Annotated in this window: 18 protein-coding genes; 3 read left to right on the forward strand and 15 right to left on the reverse strand. The window is 64.8% G+C overall.

The window, feature by feature from the left end:
* Positions 1-424 precede the first annotated feature (424 nt).
* From F0Q45_RS16790 to F0Q45_RS16825, 8 genes are all read right to left on the reverse strand, one after another.
* The gene (locus F0Q45_RS16790; protein WP_149655015.1) at positions 425-1,645 is read right to left on the reverse strand and encodes an NAD(P)/FAD-dependent oxidoreductase; all 1,221 of its coding nucleotides are present in this window, start codon (positions 1,643-1,645) and stop codon (positions 425-427) included.
* Between the two features lie 24 nt (positions 1,646-1,669).
* Entirely contained in the window at positions 1,670-2,488 is an 819-nt protein-coding gene (locus tag F0Q45_RS16795; RefSeq protein ID WP_149655016.1) for a mycofactocin-coupled SDR family oxidoreductase, read from the reverse strand.
* Between the two features lie 79 nt (positions 2,489-2,567).
* Positions 2,568-3,371, reverse strand: a complete 804-nt coding sequence (locus F0Q45_RS16800; protein WP_149655017.1) for an SHOCT domain-containing protein — start codon at positions 3,369-3,371, stop codon at positions 2,568-2,570.
* 175 nt (positions 3,372-3,546) lie between these two features.
* Positions 3,547-4,737 (reverse strand): elongation factor Tu, encoded by a 1,191-nt coding sequence (gene tuf / locus F0Q45_RS16805; protein WP_149655018.1) that lies wholly within the window; start codon positions 4,735-4,737, stop codon positions 3,547-3,549.
* 84 nt (positions 4,738-4,821) lie between these two features.
* Complete coding sequence (fusA, locus tag F0Q45_RS16810; protein WP_149655019.1) at positions 4,822-6,927, reverse strand: elongation factor G; 2,106 nt, start codon at positions 6,925-6,927, stop codon at positions 4,822-4,824.
* Between the two features lie 72 nt (positions 6,928-6,999).
* Positions 7,000-7,470: a 30S ribosomal protein S7 gene (gene rpsG, locus F0Q45_RS16815; protein WP_149655020.1), complete on the reverse strand. Its 471-nt coding sequence runs from the start codon at positions 7,468-7,470 to the stop codon at positions 7,000-7,002.
* A complete protein-coding gene (gene rpsL / locus F0Q45_RS16820; RefSeq protein ID WP_003879423.1) occupies positions 7,470-7,844 on the reverse strand; it encodes a 30S ribosomal protein S12 in 375 nt (124 codons plus the stop codon). Before rpsL ends, rpsG begins: the two co-directional genes overlap by 1 nt.
* 393 nt (positions 7,845-8,237) lie before the next feature.
* Complete coding sequence (locus F0Q45_RS16825) at positions 8,238-8,828, reverse strand: TetR/AcrR family transcriptional regulator (protein WP_149655031.1); 591 nt, start codon at positions 8,826-8,828, stop codon at positions 8,238-8,240.
* A gap of 248 nt (positions 8,829-9,076) precedes the next feature.
* On the opposite strand from F0Q45_RS16825, the gene F0Q45_RS16830 reads away from it, so the two are divergent.
* Positions 9,077-9,454, forward strand: a complete 378-nt coding sequence (locus tag F0Q45_RS16830; RefSeq protein ID WP_149655021.1) for a DUF3060 domain-containing protein — start codon at positions 9,077-9,079, stop codon at positions 9,452-9,454.
* A gap of 17 nt (positions 9,455-9,471) precedes the next feature.
* A complete protein-coding gene (locus F0Q45_RS16835) occupies positions 9,472-9,948 on the forward strand; it encodes a DUF3060 domain-containing protein (protein WP_149655022.1) in 477 nt (158 codons plus the stop codon).
* Positions 9,949-9,951: 3 nt separating this feature from the next.
* On the opposite strand, the gene F0Q45_RS16840 is transcribed toward F0Q45_RS16835, so the two are convergent.
* The 6 genes from F0Q45_RS16840 to F0Q45_RS16865 form a co-directional block, all read right to left on the reverse strand.
* Positions 9,952-10,716 (reverse strand): crotonase/enoyl-CoA hydratase family protein, encoded by a 765-nt coding sequence (locus tag F0Q45_RS16840; RefSeq protein ID WP_149655023.1) that lies wholly within the window; start codon positions 10,714-10,716, stop codon positions 9,952-9,954.
* Positions 10,713-11,435 (reverse strand): PaaX family transcriptional regulator C-terminal domain-containing protein, encoded by a 723-nt coding sequence (locus F0Q45_RS16845; RefSeq protein WP_149655024.1) that lies wholly within the window; start codon positions 11,433-11,435, stop codon positions 10,713-10,715. Before F0Q45_RS16845 ends, F0Q45_RS16840 begins: the two co-directional genes overlap by 4 nt.
* 4 nt (positions 11,436-11,439) lie before the next feature.
* Positions 11,440-12,378 carry a crotonase/enoyl-CoA hydratase family protein gene (locus F0Q45_RS16850; RefSeq protein ID WP_149655025.1) on the reverse strand — a complete coding sequence of 313 codons (939 nt, stop codon included), beginning with the start codon at positions 12,376-12,378 and terminating at the stop codon, positions 11,440-11,442.
* Between the two features lie 82 nt (positions 12,379-12,460).
* Positions 12,461-14,098 carry an acyl-CoA dehydrogenase family protein gene (locus tag F0Q45_RS16855; RefSeq protein WP_149655026.1) on the reverse strand — a complete coding sequence of 546 codons (1,638 nt, stop codon included), beginning with the start codon at positions 14,096-14,098 and terminating at the stop codon, positions 12,461-12,463.
* Positions 14,099-14,151: 53 nt separating this feature from the next.
* Positions 14,152-14,997 (reverse strand): extracellular catalytic domain type 1 short-chain-length polyhydroxyalkanoate depolymerase, encoded by an 846-nt coding sequence (locus F0Q45_RS16860; protein WP_149655027.1) that lies wholly within the window; start codon positions 14,995-14,997, stop codon positions 14,152-14,154.
* Between the two features lie 45 nt (positions 14,998-15,042).
* Entirely contained in the window at positions 15,043-15,801 is a 759-nt protein-coding gene (locus F0Q45_RS16865) for a deoxyribonuclease IV (RefSeq protein ID WP_149655028.1), read from the reverse strand.
* Between the two features lie 152 nt (positions 15,802-15,953).
* On the opposite strand from F0Q45_RS16865, the gene F0Q45_RS16870 reads away from it, so the two are divergent.
* Entirely contained in the window at positions 15,954-17,855 is a 1,902-nt protein-coding gene (locus F0Q45_RS16870; RefSeq protein ID WP_149655029.1) for a neutral ceramidase, read from the forward strand.
* A gap of 113 nt (positions 17,856-17,968) precedes the next feature.
* On the opposite strand, the gene F0Q45_RS16875 is transcribed toward F0Q45_RS16870, so the two are convergent.
* The coding region (locus F0Q45_RS16875; protein WP_149655030.1) for an alpha/beta fold hydrolase at positions 17,969-18,647 on the reverse strand (679 nt) is incomplete at its 5' end.

The following is an 18,647-nucleotide window of genomic DNA, read 5'->3' on the forward strand; positions in this document are numbered from 1 at the left end:
CAAAATTCGCCATCGTTGACCTCCCACCTCTTTTCGCCGACCGGCGCCCGAGGAGACGTGAGCCTGACATGGAAACGTAGTAATGCGCCACAATGCTACGACGACGCCAGCGTCAACATCCGCTTTTCAACACAGGACTGGCTCGGTAGGCCCGATTTGCCGATCTGGCAACGATGCACAAATTCGACCGGGTTGGCGCCACGCAAGCACTGCGGGGTGATCGTCAACTGTCCATGTTGCCCGCATTCCACGAGCCCGCGTTGGTGCTGCTTGAATTCCCATTGCCCGTGGTGAGGAGTCTCACCCAGGTCAACGCTCGGAAGTCTCTGGATGAGCAGCCTCGACGCGGCGGCGGAGGCGGGCGCATCTTCAGGAAGAGAACTTCACGTCACCGAGTTGCTGACCAGAATGGGATGAACGTGACTCACCCGGCATCCGATGATTCCAGCACTTCGGCGATCGGCGCGCCGGCGGCGATCTTGGCGCGGACCTTCATGACCTTGCCGGGCAACCCGCCGCCGACCACGCCGACCAGCACACCGTCGCGTTCGTAGTAGGCCAGGAACCTGCGGCCATCGTCCTCGACCACATGGACGGTGTCAGTGGCGTGCGGCTCACCCAGACACTGGATCTTGACGTCGTACTGGTCGCTCCAGAAATACGGGACCACCACGGTGGACGGCGTTTGGTGGCCTAGCAGCGCGGGCACGATGACGCGCGCCTGATCGGCAACATTGCTCCAATGTTCAACGCGCACTTGGTGTCCCACTGGATCGCGCCAGGAGGCAACATCGCCGAGCGCCCACACGTTCGGCGCGCTGGTGCGTCCGGCTTCGTCGCAGACCACACCGTTGTCGACCTTGATGCCGCTGCCGTTCAGCCAGTCGGTGGCCGGGTGCGATCCGATGCCGACTACCACCAGATCCGCGTTGAGTTCCGTGCCGTCGGTCAGCACCACCGTGTCGACATGGCCTTCGCCGCGGACCTCGGCCACGCCAAGGCCGGTGCGCACGTCGACACCCTCGTCGCGATGCAGGCGCGCCACCAGCTGGCCGATCTGCTGGCCCAGTACCGAGGCCAGCGGTGTCGGTTGCGGCTCGACGAGCACCACGTGCACACCGAGGCCGCGCAGGCTGGCCGCCACCTCACAGCCGATGAAGCCGGCCCCGATAACCACCGCATGCTTTGCGGCCGCCGCGTGGGTGCGCAGCGCCATGCATTCGTCGTAGGACCGCAGGACCCGAATGCCGTCCAGATCGGGGAAGGTGGGAATGCGCCTGGGCACCAGGCCGGTGGCGATGACGAGCTCGTCGTAACCCAGCACGCTGGTGTCGGCCAGGGTCAGCGTCTGCGCCGCGGGGTCGAGACCCGTGGCCGCCGAACCGAGTCGTAGCGTGATGTCCTTTTCGTCGTACCACTCGCGCGGTTTGAGGGCCACATCGTCGACTTCGCTGCGCAGCACCTCTTTGGACAACGGTGGCCGGTCGTAGGGCAGGTGTACCTCGTCGCTGACGATCGTGAGGCGACCCGCATAGCCAGCGCGACGCAGCTGCTCGGCGGTCCGAGCGGCAGCCAGCCCGCCGCCGACGATCACGATTCCTTCGGTGCCGTTGTTTCCGTTGTCGCCGGCCTCGCTACTGGTCACCTGCAGTTCATACACGATGGCGCGTCAATACTTCAAGGCGCCCTTGTCGACCGGAATCTGCGTTCCGGTCAGCGCGCCGGAGCCGTTTCCCGCTAACCATACCACCACATCGGACACCTCGTTTGGTGTCATAAATCCCCTGGGCTGCAACGGCATCGGCGGGAAACTGTGCACATAGCTACTGTGCTTGGCAAATATCTGCATCATCGCTTCCGGTTCGATCATCGGGCTGTCGACGGAATATGGATGGATAGAGTTGACCCGGATACCGAATTCGCCGAGTTCGAGCGCCAGTGTGTTGGTCAGCGCGGTCAGTCCGTGCTTGCTGGCCGCGTAATGGCCGTTGCCCGGTGTGGCCTTCAGACCCGCCGACGAGCTGACGACCACGATCGAGCCTCCGTTGCCGGCCTCGATCATCGCCGGCACCGCAGCTCGCAGGGTCCGCCAGGTGCCCGTCAAGTTGACTCCGATGACGGTGTCCCACTGCTCGTCGGTGAGTTCCCACAGCCGGCCCCAGCCCAGCACCCCGGCATTGGCCACCAGGACGTCGAGCCGGCCGAACTGCTCGATCCCGTCGGCCACCAGCTGCCGCAGCGCCGCCCCGTCGCGGATGTCTGCCTCGCGCGCTAGCACCTTACGCCCCTCGGCCTCGACCGCCTGGGCAGTTTCGTTGAGCTCCGCGCGAGCCGCCGGCGGGTAGGTGATGCTGTCGGACACCGGCGCACAGATGTCCAGCGCAATGATGTCGGCGCCCTCCCGGGCTAGCCGCACTGCGTGCGACCGTCCCTGGGCACGAGCAGCGCCGGTGACAAACGCGACTCGTCCTTGCAGCGATCCAGCCACGTGCACCCCTTTCGCCGCCTGTCAGGCTAGCAGCGGAATTGGAACGTGTTCTAACTCGCCTCGGGCCGCGCCCGCAGCCTCAGATTTCGGCGATGATCTGGGCGCGCCTGCTGGCGTACTCCTGATCGTTCACCACGCCGCTGGCGCGCAGCGCCTCCAGCTCCTGCAGACGCTCGCCGATCGAGGCCTTGGCGTCGACGATCGGCTGCGACCCTGGTGTCTGCTGCTGGGCCGCCCGCCGCACGACGGCTTGGATCTGCTGGCGCAGACCCGGGTTCGAGCGGATGTCGACCATCCGGTTAAGCGGGATGCTATTGGCCTTGAGGATCTGCAGGATCTCCATCAATGGGCCGGCCTGACCACTCAGGTCGTAGGTCCGGTTGTCTTCGGCCACGGTGAACTGGGCGGGGACCAGGCCGTTGACTAAAGCGCTTCGCTCCCAATCGATCAGATATTGCTGCGTATGTGGGTCGACCAGGACGACGAGTTTGCGTGCGGTGAGGTTGCCGAGTCGGGTCACGCTGGCGATCACCCGGTCTTCACTGTCGAATGGAGCGATTCCGGGACCCGAGATATGTAGGTGCACTTTCACCACCGGTTGTTCGTTGATCCGAGTGCCCGTTTCGGTGAGGCCGGTGATTTGCGCAAGCGCAAGTACGCCCTGCTGTTCGAGAAACTCCGTCTTGGCCGCCGTCTTGGCCCCCCAGTTGGTCAATGCCAGCGCGATAAGCACGTCAGCCACCGTGATGAGCAAGCCGACGTAGAACATCCACGACATCAAGCTGCCCAGCCCAAGGGTGAAGTAAACCACCAGGAAAATGGGCCCTACCAGGCCACCGAACAACAGCACCAACAACTGCATCTTGATGTAGCGCGCCAGCATCTGCCTGCTCCTCACGTCTCCTGCCAGGTGCTCGATAGGTCGTGTCAGACTAACCCCGACGCCGGCGCTACCGATCACATATTGCGGTCCAAGGCGGCGGTGACGCCAGGCCAACACAAACCAGGGCCCGGACTGCCGCGAGGGCAATCCGGGCCTGGCGAAGCTCCGGGAGCGACTATTTGATGATCTTGGTGACCCGGCCGGCGCCGACGGTGCGGCCACCTTCACGGATCGCGAACCGCAGACCTTCGTCCATGGCGACCGGCTGGATCAGCTTCACCGAGATGTTGGTGTTGTCCCCGGGCATCACCATCTCGGTGCCCTCCGGCAGCGTCACCACACCGGTCACGTCGGTGGTGCGGAAGTAGAACTGCGGACGGTAGTTGTTGAAGAACGGCGTGTGGCGGCCACCCTCGTCCTTGGACAGGATGTAGACCTGGCCCTCGAACTCGGTGTGCGGGGTGGTGGTGCCGGGCTTGATGACGACCTGACCGCGCTCGACGTCCTCACGCTTGACACCACGCAGCAGCAGACCAACGTTGTCACCGGCCTGTCCCTGGTCAAGCAGTTTGCGGAACATTTCCACACCAGTGACGGTGGTCTTGGTGGTGGTCGGGCGGATGCCGACGATCTCGACTTCCTCGTTCACGTTGACCACGCCGCGCTCCACCCGACCGGTGACCACGGTGCCACGGCCGGTGATGGTGAACACGTCCTCGACGGGCATCAGGAACGGCTTGTCGGTCTCGCGGACCGGGTCCGGAATCGACTCGTCGACCGCATCCATCAACTCCTCGACGGATTGGACCCACTTGGCGTCGCCCTCCAGCGCCTTCAGCGCGGATACTCGGACCACGGGGGCTTCCTCGTCGAACTCCTGGGCCGCCAGCAGTTCCCGGACCTCCATCTCGACGAGTTCGAGCAGCTCCTCGTCGTCAACAGCGTCGGCCTTGTTCAGCGCCACCAGGATGTAGGGCACACCCACCTGACGGGCCAGCAGCACGTGCTCGCGGGTCTGCGGCATCGGGCCGTCGGTAGCTGCGACCACCAGAATCGCGCCGTCCATCTGGGCGGCGCCGGTGATCATGTTCTTGATGTAGTCTGCGTGACCCGGCGCGTCGACGTGGGCGTAGTGGCGCTTCTGGGTCTGGTACTCCACGTGCGCGATGTTGATCGTGATACCGCGCTGGCGCTCCTCGGGGGCGTTGTCGATCTGGTCGAACGCCTTCGACTCATTTAAGTCCGGGAACTTGTCGTGCAGGACCTTGGTGATAGCCGCGGTCAGGGTTGTCTTGCCGTGGTCAACGTGACCGATGGTCCCGATGTTGACGTGGGGCTTGGTCCGCTGGAACTTCGCCTTCGCCACTTCTGTGTCCTCCTGGACTGTTGGTGCTTATAAAAGCAGTGTTGTTGTTTTTACAGTGATGCCGCGGTTAGTGACCGGGCCAGCTTACTCGCCCGTCGCCTTCGCGATAATTTCCTTCGACACGTTCACCGGCACTTCGGCGTAGGAGTCGAACACCATGGAGTAGTTCGCCCGGCCTTGAGTCTTGGACCGCAGGTCGCCGACATAGCCGAACATCTCCGACAGCGGCACATGCGCCTTGACGACGCGCGAACCGCCCCGCTCCTCCATGGCCTGAATCTGACCACGGCGAGAGTTCAGGTCGCCGATCACATCACCCATGTAGGTTTCGGGCGTGGTGACCTCGACGGCCATGATCGGCTCCAGGATGACCGGCTGCGCCTGGGCCGCCGCCTTCTTCAACACCTGCGAACCGGCGATTTTGAAGGCCATTTCCGACGAGTCGACGTCGTGGTAGGCGCCGTCGAGCAAAGTGACCTTCAGATTGACCAGCGGGTAGCCGGCCAACACACCGTATTGCATGGCGTCTTGCGCGCCGGCGTCCACCGAGGGGATGTATTCGCGCGGGATGCGCCCACCGGTGACCTTGTTCTCGAACTCGTAGGTGGCACCGTCGTCGCCGGTAAACGGCTCAAGTTTGATAATCACCTTGGCGAACTGGCCCGAGCCACCGGTCTGCTTCTTGTGGGTGTACTCGACGGTGTCCACCACGCGCCGGATGGTCTCCTTGTACGCCACCTGCGGCTTGCCGACGTTGGCCTCGACCTTGAATTCCCGGCGCATGCGGTCCACCAGGATGTCCAGGTGCAGCTCGCCCATGCCGCCGATCACCGTCTGGCCGGTTTCCTGATCGAGGTGGACTTTGAAGGTCGGGTCCTCTTCGGCGAGCTTCTGGATCGACAGGCTCAGTTTCTCCTGATCGCTCTTGGTCTTGGGCTCGATGGCCACCTCGATGACGGGGTCGGGAAAGGTCATCGACTCCAGCACGACTTGGTTGTTCGGGTCGGCCAGCGTGTCACCGGTGGTGGTGTCCTTGAGGCCGATCACCGCGTAGATGTGGCCCGCGCTGGCTCGTTCGACGGGGTTTTCCTTGTTGGAGTGCATTTGGAACAGCTTGCCCAGCCGCTCCTTTTTACCCTTGGTGGCGTTGATGACCTGGCTGCCCGACTCGACGGTGCCCGAGTAAACCCGGATGTAGGTGAGCTTGCCGAAGAACGGGTGGGTGGCGATCTTGAAGGCAAGCGCAGCGAACGGCTCGGTGGTGGTGGCGTTGCGTACCACCTCCTCGTCCTCCTTGCCGGGAGCGTGGCCGATGGCCGGAGGAACGTCCAGCGGCGAGGGCAGGTAGTCGACGACGGCATCCAGCATGGGCTGCACGCCCTTGTTCTTGAAGGCGCTGCCGCACAGCACCGGGTAGATCTGGCTGGAGATGGTCAGCTTGCGGATTCCGGCCTTGATCTCGTCGATGCTGAGTTCCTCGCCACCGAGGTACTTCTCCAGCAACGCCTCGTCAGACTCTGCGACGGTCTCGATCAGCTTGGTACGGTATTCCTCCGCCTTTTCGGCCAGATCGGCCGGGATTTCGACGGTGGCGTAGGTCTCGCCTAACTTGGTCTCACCGCGCCACACCTTGGCGTTCATCTCGACCAGGTCGACGACACCTTCGAACTCGGCCTCAGCGCCGATGGGCAGCTGGATCGGCACCGCGTTGGCACCGAGTCGCTCCTCCATGGTGCGCACCGAGAAGTAGAAGTCGGCGCCGATCTTGTCCATCTTGTTGACAAAGCAGATCCGGGGGACGTCGTACTTGTCGGCCTGCCGCCAGACCTGTTCGGACTGCGGCTCGACGCCCTCTTTGCCATCGAATACGGCGACCGCACCGTCGAGGACCCGCAGGTTGCGCTCCACTTCGACGGTGAAATCAACATGGCCGGGCGTGTCAATGATGTTGAGCTGGTTGTCTTTCCAAAATGTGGTGGTGGCGGCGGAGGTGATGGTGATACCGCGCTCCTGCTCCTGCTCCATCCAGTCCATCGTCGCGGCGCCGTCATGCACCTCACCGATCTTGTAATTGATGCCGGTGTAGTACAGGATGCGCTCGGTGGTCGTGGTTTTACCGGCATCGATGTGCGCCATGATGCCGAAGTTGCGGACCCGGCTCAGGTCAGTCAGCACGTCCTTCTGTGCCACAGAAGTCTTCCCACTCTTTCGGTTGCTTAGTTGGTTCGCTATCGGTTGCGCCCAGGCTCGATCGCCGGGGTGTCACCAGCGATAGTGTGCGAACGCGCGGTTGGCCTCGGCCATCTTGTGGGTGTCTTCACGCCGCTTGACGGAAGCCCCGAGGCCATTGCTGGCATCCAGAATTTCGTTTGCCAAACGCTCGATCATGGTCTTCTCCCGGCGCTGGCGCGAGAATCCGACGAGCCAGCGCAGCGCCAGTGTGGTCGACCGGTCCGGCCGCACCTCGACCGGCACCTGATAGGTCGCACCGCCGACACGGCGGCTGCGCACCTCCAGAGCCGGTTTGACGTTGTCAAGAGCGCGCTTGAGCGTAATAACAGGATCAGTGCCGGTCTTATCGCGAGCCTGCTCCAGCGCACCGTAAACAATGCGCTCGGCCAGCGATTTCTTCCCCTTGAGCAGAACTTTGTTCACCAGCTGCGTGACCAGCTGGGACCCGTAAACAGGGTCGTTGACCAATGGACGCTTGGGCGCCGGCCCCTTGCGCGGCATCAGCTCTTCTCCTTCTTAGCGCCGTAACGGCTGCGGGCCTGCTTGCGGTTCTTCACACCCTGGGTGTCGAGCGAACCACGGATGATCTTGTACCGCACACCGGGCAGGTCCTTCACCCGGCCGCCACGCACCAGCACCATCGAGTGCTCCTGCAAGTTGTGGCCCTCGCCGGGGATGTACGCGGTGACCTCAACCTGACTCGTCAGCTTCACCCGGGCAACCTTCCGAAGCGCCGAGTTGGGCTTCTTCGGAGTGGTGGTGTACACGCGAGTGCATACGCCACGGCGCTGCGGGCTGCCCTTGAGAGCCGCGGTCTTGACCTTGCCGATCTTGTCCCGACGACCCTTGCGGACCAGCTGCTGAATGGTTGGCATCTACCGGCTTTCTGTGTTGCTGTTGCTGACCCCGCTGCGGGCCCCGTTCGTTGTCAAGTCTTTGTACTGCAGTTTTGCCGCACCACGGAATAAAAAGCCTTACCCCGCGGCCGGGTGTGTCGGATGCGACGGCCACCGAACTCAATTAGCCGGCCCAAGACATCTCTGCGACATCGTGGACATGCAAATTGGCCCGGCATCCACGCCCTCAAGTCAGGCGCTGTAGGCCGCCAGGCACGAGCAACCACAATACCGGTCGCCGGTCACGCAGGTCAAAGCGGTGCCCGAACTGAACGGGGACCGGGCCGACGGCACCGGTTCGGGGTTGCTTGACCTTTTTCAGGGCCCTTGCTCAGGGCCTCGTTGGGCCCTCTCCGTCGTCTCCCGCGGGCTTCAGCCGCGCTCAGCACCGTCTTGCGTGGTGCGCTTCTCCATACCCGCGACCAACCGCAGCACCATGTCGGAGAACACCGCGTCGGTGTCGATCTCATCCATCACACCAGTCATCTCCAACAACACAAACCCGTGCATAGCCGACCAAAACTCAAGTGCCGCATAGAAGGCCTCGTCACCAGCCAGGCCGAAGGAAGCCAGGACGGCGATCACCGGCGCGGCGGCGCTCCGGGTCGCGGCGGTGTACTCGGGGTCGTCACCGCCCAACGGCATCCGGGTGAACGCCGAGTACCGCCCGGGATGGTGGTGAGCATAGCTGCGGTAGGCACCGGCCATGACCAGCACCGCGTCATCGCGGGCCCGACCCTCGCCGACTCTGTTCAGCATCGTAATGAGGTCGTCGATGACGCGGATCCGCACCGCGCGGCGCAGGTCCTCGAGGCTGTCGACGTGGTTGTACAGCGACGGCCCCTTGGTCCCAAGTTGTGCCGCAAGCGCATTGATGGTCAGCGAATCCCAACCCTCCCGGTCCAAAAAAGTCAGGGCGCCGTCGATGATCACATCGCGGCTCAGTTTGGCCGAGCGCGCCACGGATTTGGTGGCCCGCTGACGCCCAGCCGCCAACGGCGGTTCCGGCGAAGCTGCCATGACGATCGCCCTTCATTGCGTACGCAGGTGGGAGTCCAGGTCAACTAACGACTCTAGTTGACGGGGTCGTGCGTTGAGTGACCCTGCCGCGCAAATGTGCTGAAGGCTGTCGTCGCGCAAGGCCATGCCCTTAGGCTAGGTGCACAGCTCAATCGAGTGCAGTTCACGCGCCCAACGAAGGGGGCCCGCAGGTGCAATGGACAACCGTCGCCGGGTCGCTGGCTACCTGCGTCCTCACCATCGCCGCCATCCCAGCCGGCCCCCCGCCGGCAGCGCACGCGAAAAACGGCGACACCCATGTGACCGGGGAGGGCATCGAGCGGATATTGGACTGCAACGATTCCACGCTGTTCGTCAATGGCACGGAAAATTACGTCACCGCCAAAGGAACGTGCTGGGCGGTGACGGTGATGGGCTCGTCCAACACCGTCGTTGCCGACACAGTGATCAATGACATCACCGTCTACGGCTGGGATGAGACGGTGTTCTTCAAGAACGGTGATCCGTTCATCTGGGATCGCGGCCGCGAACTGGGCATGGTCAACCGGCTCCAGCGCGTAGGCCCCTAAAGGATGGGAGGAAGGTCATGCGCGCTGATGTCCGTGCGCCGCGGCAGTCGGCGATCGCGGTGGCATCGGTGGTTGTCGCGGCTATCGGCCTGGTGGGATGCAGTTCGACAGCGAATCCCCCGGCAGCCACCACCACCTCCGGAAAGCCTGCCACCACCAGCAGCGCCACCGCGGCGCCGAGCACGTCGGGCGGCCCCACCACAACCGCGTCGATCGAGATCGGCGACACGCTGACCTATGGATCGATCGGGACGACCACCACGCTGGACTGCGCTGAGGGCAAATCGTTGAATGTGGCCGGTTCTAACAACACCCTGACCGTGACCGGAACCTGCACGACAGTGACTATCGGCGGAACTGACAACAAGATCACCTTCGACAAGATCGACCAACGCCTCAGCGTATTGGGTCTCAACAACACAATTACCTACAAAGACGGTGCCCCGAAGGTCGACAACATCGGATCGGGCAACACCATCAACAAGAGCAGTTGACCGTTAGGCCGGCGCGCCGTGACGGCCGGCACCCGCGGCAAAGCGTCCAGCCCCCTGCAAGGCCTCGGCGGAAACCCGGGAAATGCTCGCGAATTCCAGATCAAGTGCCGCCGACTCAGGCAGGCCCCACTGATGCAACGCCGATAGCCGATCCGACCGCAGGCACTGTTGCGGCAGAGCGGCCAGCTCGGCCGCGAGCGCTTCGGCGGCTTGTCGGGCCTGCCCCTTCGGCACCACCCGATTGGCCAAACCGATCGCCAGTGCCTCGTCGGCCGCCACCGCCCGCCCGGTCAGGATCATGTCCATCGCCCGGCTGTGTCCGATCAACCGCGGTAGCCGCACCGTGCCTCCGTCGATAAGTGGCACTCCCCAGCGCCGGCAGAACACGCCGAACACGGCGTCCTCCTCAGCCACTCTTAAGTCACACCACAACGCCAGTTCCAGACCGCCGGCAACGGCGTAACCGCTGACGGCAGCGATCACCGGTTTGGACAACGTCATTCGTGACGGCCCCATCGGACCCGGGCCTGTCCGGTGTACAGCATTAGCCTCCGGTGTACCGAAAGCCTTCAAATCGGCCCCGGCGCAAAAGGTTCCGCCGTTACCGCACAACACGGCCACCGAAGCGGTGTCGTCACGGTCGAATTGCTCGAACGCCGAGTACAGCGCGGCCGCCGTCGGGCCGTTCACCGCGTTGCGCGCCGCCGGCCGGTTGATGATCACCGTGGTCACCGAATTGTTGCGCTCTACCCGAACCAGATCACTCATGTCGCCTCCAGGAGTTGGGTCATGTCGCGGCTTTTCGCCAGCTCGCTGGCGAAGTCGTGGTACGCGGCGCGCAGCCGGGCGCCCGGCCAGTCGGCGGGTAGCAGGTCGCCGGGCAGAATTGGGTCGGTGAGCAACTGACGGACCATCGCGGCGGCCACTATGAACCGCCCGGGAACATCCGCCGCGGAACCGATCTCGTCCAGCAAGCGTTGGCCGGCGTCGACCCACCCAGATAGGTCCCACAGTTGCGCCGCCAACTCAGCGGGCATGTCATCGCGCGCTTTGAGCACCCGGACCCAGGCCTGCATATCGGGGCTGAGTTCTAGGTCGAGGTTGTCCGGCCTCAGCCACACCCCTTCCCGTAGTTCGCCAAACCGCTTGTGCTGCATGGTAGTTCGCAGCGCAGCTCGGGTCCTGGCATCGTTGCCGACGGTGGTGACGACAACCATGTGCCAGTACCCGCGCCAGGCCCGTACCCGCGGGCGCATCGCCTCGTCCTGTCGCCGCTGCCGGGCCAGCAACCGGTCCGAAAGCCGATAGCCGTCGGCGGTGCGGATCAGGTCACCAGCGCTGACCATCCGGGTCAGCGCCACCCGCAAGGTCGTCTCCTTGATGCCGAAATCTGCTGTCAGCCTTATCAGTTCGCTGGCGCTGGCCCACGCGGGGTGCGCGCCTAGTAGCACGCTGAGCACCACCGAGCGGGCTGTCATGGTCGGCACGGCCTTACACCCCGGAAGCCTGACGGCCGTAGTCACCGAACGGCTCGTCGCGGTGGCGTACCGCCGCCCGGAAGCCGTGCTCGACCGCATCGGCCACGAAGGCGTGCCCCTCCGGCGTGTGCCGCGCAACGCCGTCGAACACCGTGCTGACCATCCTGCTGGTGGCCACACCCTGTTGCAGCAGAGCGGAATTCAGCGCCAGCTTGACCATGATCAGCTGATTGACCGGCACCGCGGCGATCCGGGCCACCAGCCGCTCGGTGCGTTCGTCGAGGTCCTGGGGATCCGGTGCTTCCACCGCGAGGCCCCATTCGGCGGCTTGCGCGCCGGTGATGCAGTCGCCGGTGAGCAACAGGCGCTTGGCGCGCTGGTCACCAAGCCGGTGTGCCCATAGACCGGCCGCCGGCACACCCCAGACCCGGGTCGGCGGATAGCCGATCTTGGCGTCGGCGGCAGCGATCACCTGATCGGCGTGCAACGCGATGTCGGTGCCGCCGGCCACGCAGTAGCCGTGGATCTTGACCACCGTGGGCTTGTCGGCATGCATCAGGCTGGAGAAGCCGCGCACGAACCGACTCATCATCTGGTAGTCGATCATCGGATCCCACGGCTGGTTGGGCAGGTGATTGACGGCCTGGGTCTTACCGTCCAGCACCGTGCCGCCATACCCGCCGTCAGCGCCGGCCGATGACGACCCTTCGGCATACGCGGACAAGTCGAAACCCGCGCAGAAGCCCTCGCCGCGGCCGGACACCAGGATGACGTGCACATTCGGGTCCAGATCGGCACGTTCCACCAGCGCCGAGAGCTCCAGCGGAGTGTCGGCGACAATCGCGTTGCCCTTATCCGGCCGGTTGAAAGTGATCCGCGCGACCCGATCGGTGACCTCGTACGTCATGGTCTTCAGGTTGTCGAAGTCGACCGGCCTGATCGCGTGCGTCATAACCGCCGCTCTCCCCCGCAAGCGGGTAAGGGTACCTCCCACTCGGGGGAGCGTGCCCCCACCTCATCGTCGCCGGCGCGTGTCATCCCTTGACTAAAGCACGCTCGAGGATGGGCGCCAGATCCAGTCCAGTCGGCATGGTGCCGAACGCCCCGCCCCACTGCCCGCCGAGCCGGGTGGCCAGAAAGGCCTCGGCGACGGCAGGATGCCCATGCCGCACCAACAGTGACCCCTGCAGCGCCAGGCAGATGTCCTCGGCGACCTTGCGGGCCCGGTATTGGATGGTGTCCAAGTCGCCCAGTTGTTCCCGCAGCTGCTCGACGTGGCTGTCCAGCCGGGGGTCCTGGCCCGCAGTGCGGGCCAACTCGTCGAACAACACCTCGACGCATTCGGGGCGAGTTGCCATGGCGCGCAACGTATCCAGTGCGCTGACATTGCCCGAGCCTTCCCAGATGCCCATCAGCGGCGCCTCCCGGTACAGCCGCGGCATGCCGGAGTCCTCGACATAGCCGTTGCCGCCCAAGCACTCAAGCGCTTCGGCGGCGTGCGGGGTGGAACGCTTGCACACCCAGTACTTGCTGGCGGCCAGCCCGATGCGGCGCAACAGCGCCTCGGTCTCGTCGCCGCGCACCGCTTTGTCGGTGGCGCCGGCCATCCGCATGGCCACGATGGTGGCGGCCTCGGCTTCCACCGCCAGATCGGCCAGCACGTTGCGCATCAGCGGCTGGTCAATCAGGTAGGAGCCAAAGGCCTTTCGGTGCTGGGCGTGGTGGATGGCGCGGGTCAGACCGGTGCGCATGCTGGTGGCGCTGCCGAGTGCGCAATCCAGCCGGGTGAGGTTGACCATCTCGATGATGGTCGGGACACCGCGGCCCTCCTCGCCAACCAGCCACGCTGTGGCGCCGTCGTATTCGACCTCGCTGGAGGCGTTGGCATGGTTGCCGAGCTTGTCCTTGAGGCGCTGCACGAACATCCGGTTGCGGGTGCCGTCGGGGAGTATCCGCGGCAACATGAAGCACGACAGCCCACCCGGCGCCTGCGCAAGCACCAAGAAGATGTCACACATCGGTGCCGAGGTGAACCACTTGTGTCCAGTCAGGCTATAGGTGCCGTCAGCGTTGGGGCCGTTCGGGCTTGCCTGGGTGGTGCCGGCCCGCACGTCGGACCCGCCCTGCTTCTCGGTCATCGACATGCCCGCGGTGATGCCGGGCTTCGTAGTGGCCAGCTTCAGCTCCGGGTCGTAGGCACGACTGGTCAGCAGCGGCTCGTAAACCTTTGCCAGCTCGGGGTTGTAGCGCAGCGCCGGCACGACGGCATAGGTCATCGAGATCGGGCAGACATGGCCCGGCTCGCAGTTCCAGGCCGACATCTTGGCGGCCCGCACCACATGGCTGCCCGGCCGGTCATCGCTCCACGGCGCGGCGTGCAGGCCGTGCCCGATCGCGGCGCGCATCAGCTCGTGGTACGCCGGGTCGTATGCCACCTCGTCGACACGGTGCCCACAGCGGTCGTGAGTATGCAGCGTCGGCCGGTTGCGGTCGGCCAGCTCGCTCCAGCGGATGGCTTGGCTGGATCCGGACAGCGCCCCAACCTCATTGACCTCTTCCATGCCCCATTGGCCGCCCTCACGGAGCAGGGCCTCGGTGAGCACCGCCGACGCGGCCGGGTTGTAGTTCTCCAGGGGCGGTACCTGGTTGGTGACGACATGGGTATCTGGCATGACAACGATGTTACATTTTTCCGACAACCGCACAAGAGACGTAATGTTGGCGTTTAGCGAGGGTGGGCTGCGAAGAATTCCCACAGCGTCTCGGTAGCCACGGAGGGCCACTCGTGGCCGCCGTCATCGAGGGTGACCAGCACGACGCTGCGATGGTCGGCGCATGCGGCGATCGAAGTCGTGACCCTGCCGCTGGTCGTTGCTGTCGGGGCGCCGCACTGATCTACCTTGCGCCAGAAAGCATTCAGCTGCTCGACCGGTGGACCGTTGATGCGGGCGATGCCCGCGCCGGGCCCGCCGTAGTAGCGCACCAGCGGATCGCCGGTGCCATGAATGTGCATGACCGACACGGGATGGGGGGTCGGGCAGGGGTCCAGCTGCGTCCCGGAGACGGGGCCGATCGCCGCGAACAGGTTGGTATTGCACGCCAGCGTGTAGGACATGATGGCGCCGTTGCTCATGCCGGTGGCGTAGACCCTGGCGGGGTCTATGCGGACGTTACGGGAGACGTCAGCGATGGCCGCGCTGATGAACGCGACGTCATCGACGCCTTCGCGTGCGGACCGGCCGCAGCAACCTCCGCCATTGGCATTCCAGGCCCGGTGGAGGCCGTCTGGATAGGCGACGACGAACTTCTCCGAATCGGCCAATTCATCCCAGTCATAAGACCTTTCGGCCTGTCTGGCGCTGCCGAACCCGCCGTGCAGCATGACGACCAGCGGTGCCGACGGTGGCAATCCTGCGGGCTTGTACAGCCGGTAGGTGCGTTCGACTCCGCCAACTTCGATGCTGTGGAAGCTGGTGCCATTCCCAAAGCCGGCCGGCGGCGGTGCTCCCCGATGGACGCAGCCGGCGAGCACGAGTACGACACCGAAGAGCGTGACGACTCGATGAAGCATGCGTTAACCGTAGGCGTCGAGACCTGGGTTGGAAACGCTTTAAATTCAGCCGGTTGTTCTTTCCCGCAAGAACGCGATGTCATCCTTGCGCCCCTCCTCGGCGGTTTCGCAGATAACCGGCGCACCGGCGGCCATCACGACAGCAACCAGCAGCTCTGGATCGATCTGACCGGTGCCGAAGTTAGCGTGCCGGTCGGCGCCGGAGCCCGCCGCATCCCTTGAATCGTTGCAGTGAACCAGGTCGATGCGGCCGGTGATGGCCTTGACCCGATCCACGGCATCGACCAGGGCCTCACCGGCCGCCCAGGCGTGGCACGTGTCGAGGCAAAAGCCGATTCCGGTGTCGCCGATGATGTCCCAGAGCCGGGCGATGGTGTCGAAGCGGCGAGCGATCGCGTGATCGCCACCCGCCGTGTTTTCGAGATAGACCGGAACCGCGGTGTGCAGCTGGTCTAGCGCCTTACGCCAGCGCTGGAACCCATCGTCGAGGTCGTTGTCGGCGGCGACATGGCCGCCGTGCACGATCACCGCCGCGGCACCGATGTCGGCCGCGGCATCACAGGTCTGCTGCAAGATCTTGCGCGACGGGATGCGCACCCGATTGTTCGCCGACGCGACGTTGATCAAGTAGGGCGCGTGCACGTACACCGGTAGGGCGGCCGCTTTCAGCGCGGCGGCATCCGCGCGCGGCTTCGGAGCCTTCCAGCTCTGCGGATTGCCGAGGAAAATCTGCACCACGTCGGCGCCTTCGGCCGCGGCCGCGGCGAGTGGATCCCGTGGGCTGACATGCGAACCGATGAGCACGTTCGTCAGTCTAGTGACGCGGACGGACCCGAGCGCGCCGCCAGCTCACGTTCGACACTGGTCGCGGAGCGAAAATCTCGGCGCATAAGGTGGTTGTCGCGGACAGCGCGTCGGAGACCGCCGCGACATTTGCCGTTGTGGAGGATGAGGCAATGCTTTCTGTGGGGCGCGGCATCGCCGACATCACCGGTGAGTCAGCGGATTGCGGCATGCTCGGCTACGGGAAAACCGATCAGCGCACCGCCGGTATTCACCTTCGGCTCCGGTCCCGCGCGTTCGTCTTTGACGACGGGAATGCGCGATTGCTGCTGGTTGTGACCGACCTGCCGGTGCCCATGCAAAACGTGACCGATGAAGTGCTGCGCCGCCTGGCGAAGTCGTATGGCGACACCTACTCGGCGCGGAACACGCTGATTACGGCGACGCACACACACGCCGCGCCCGGTGGGTACTGCGGGCACCTCCTGTACAACCTGTCGACGAGCGGTTTTAGGCCGGCGACATGCGCGGCGATCGTCGACGGAATCGTCGAATCGGTGCAACACGCGCACACCGATCTGGCGCCGGCCCAAGTGACGTTGTCGCACGGCGAATTGAACGGCGCAAGCATCAATCGGTCACCATCCTCGTTCGACCGCAATCCGGCGGCCGACAGGGCGTTCTTCCCCAACCGCATCGACCCGCACACCACGCTGGTGCGTATCGATCGCGGCGAGGACACCGTTGGCGCAATCCATTTCTTCGCCACCCACGGCACCAGCATGACCAATCGCAACCGCCTCATCTCCGGAGACAACAAGGGCTTCGCTGCCTACCACTGGGAGCGGACGGTCGGCGGCGCGGATTACCTTTGCGGTCAGCCCGACTTCATCGCCGCCTTCGCACAAACCAACGCAGGCGACATGAGCCCGCACGTCGACGGGCCCATCACCGGTGCGTCCAGATCGCCCCGCGAGCTGGAGAACACCCGCGATATCGGGTTGCGCCAATTCGAGGATGCTGTCGGGCAGCTGAGCAGCGCGACGCCGATCGGCGCTGGCATCGATGCCCGGTTCAGCCACGTCGACCTCGGCGCTGTCCTCGTCCGTGGCGAGTACACGCCCGATGGTCAAGAGCACCGCACCGGGCGCCCGATGATTGCCGCCTCGATGATGGCGGGCACCGACGAGGGCGAGGGGTTCCCCGGCTTCCGCCAAGGTCGAAACCCGTTCTGGGACAGAATATCCCGTGCCATTTACCGGTTCGCCGCAGCCGTGCGGGCGGGGCACGCCCCCAAGGGCATCGTGGTGCCCGCCCATTTGGTGAACCGGCTGTCGCCCTTCGTCCAGGAAATCGTTCCCGTGCACCTGGTGCGCATCGGGCGCCTGTATCTGATTGGCATCCCGGGCGAACCAAGCATTGTCTCGGGGCTGCGGTTGCGTCGCACGGTGGCTTCGATCGTCGGCGCCGACCTGGCCGACGTGCTCTGCGTGGGCTACAGCAATGCCTACATCCACTACGTGACCACGCCCGAGGAGTATCTGGAACAGCGCTACGAGGGCGGCAGCACGCTGTTTGGTCGATGGGAATTGCCGGCGCTCATGCAAGCAGTGGCCGGACTCGCCGAGGCGATGCGAGACGGCCGTCCCGCGCCGCCCAGCCGTGCCCCGCAGCCCAGCGAACCACGCAGCTGGCTGCGCGCGGCCCCCGCCGACGCCGGTTCATTCGGAACGGTGGTCACCGAGCCGGCCGCGACCTACCGGCCCGGCCAGGTGGTAGCGGCCGTATTTGTCAGCGCGCTACCGAACAACGATTTGCACCGAAACCGCACCTACCTCGAGGTGGTCCGCCACGAAGGCGGCCAATGGGTGCGAATTGCCGACGACGGCGACTGGGCGACGACGTTTCGCTGGCAGCGACAAGGCAAAGGCGGCTCGCGTGTCACCATCGGCTGGGACATTCCCGGCGACGCCACGCCCGGGCGATACCGCATCGTCCACCATGGCGCGGCGCGCGACCGCGACGGCACGCTCCGGGCGTTCACCGGAACGACTCGTGCGTTCACGGTTGGCTGACGCACGGGACGTCCGCCGGCTCGACCGGTAGGACGGGACGCGCGTGCGCCGCGGCGCGGGCCTCTTCGGCAGGCCGACGACCACATGCTCCGTCAGACCGCCGCACCGGTTAGCTACGCGCAATCGTTGAGGTGGTCGATGATCGCTGGGTGCACGATCTCGGCATGGTCGAGATGAGCTGCGTGCCGCGCACCTTTGATCCGGCGCAGTGTCGCTCGCGGAAACACTGCCAGCACCTGCGCCGCGGCCGCAATGGGCGTCACCGGATCGTCATCACCCCACACCACGAGCACCGGACGAACATGTTGGCCGGCGGCAATCCATCGCCGGGGAGGTGTGCGGGGGAAGTTGACCAATGCCGAGGCAACAGCCCGCTGAAAGCCGGGAAAGCTCATCTGTTCCCGCACCCGCGCCGCCAAATCGGGGAATCGCTCGGGACGGCTCAGATCAAAATCCACGCGGTCTGCGATACGACCGATGCGCCGGGCCACTAGCGCGCTTGAGCCAGGCACCCGCAGCAACATCTGCGACATACGTGAGCGGGACATAAACAATGCTGGCGAAATTAGCGTAAGGCTGCTGACCCGACCGGGATGCTGGGCGGCGAAAGCTGTGCTGATCGCGGCGCCCAGCGACCAGCCGATCAGATGCATAGCATCAATGCCAAGCTTGGCGGTCAGTTGGTCCAGCTGCCGGATAAATACGTCTAGCCGATAGCGTATCGCCGGCCGGTCAGACCGTCCGTGACCGAACGCGTCGTAGTAAAGAACCCGAAAACCCTTTTCTGCTAAA

The sequence above is a fragment of the Mycobacterium simiae genome, assembly GCF_008370645.1.
GTDB classification, from domain to species: domain Bacteria; phylum Actinomycetota; class Actinomycetes; order Mycobacteriales; family Mycobacteriaceae; genus Mycobacterium; species Mycobacterium simiae_A.